Annotated in this window: 1 protein-coding gene; it reads right to left on the minus strand. The window is 49.0% G+C overall.

Going from position 1 to position 251, the window contains the following annotated elements; translation table 11 throughout:
- A partial coding sequence (locus ALO64_RS26915; RefSeq protein WP_217996282.1) for an AvrPphF family type III effector occupies nt 1–251 on the minus strand: 251 nt, incomplete at both ends.

Below are 251 nucleotides of genomic sequence, written 5' to 3' on the forward strand. Positions count from 1 at the left end.
TTGTCTACACCCTCTAAGGTCACGAGCCTCACGAATAACTGGCCAATACGCATTTGAGGTCCCTTCAGGGAAGCCGCCATTTGGATTTGGCCTCAGACTCTCATGATCACGAACCCATGTCCTTGAAATGGGGTTACCGCTTACCCTGCCGTCGACAAGAAACTCAGGTGACATCGTTCGGTAAACCGGCGTATCATTTTTGAAATTAAACATGCGCATAGGATCTTGCCGTTCTAAGGAGACGCTGAACA

Source organism: Pseudomonas meliae, from assembly GCF_001400515.1.
Classification (GTDB): Bacteria; Pseudomonadota; Gammaproteobacteria; order Pseudomonadales; family Pseudomonadaceae; genus Aquipseudomonas; species Aquipseudomonas amygdali.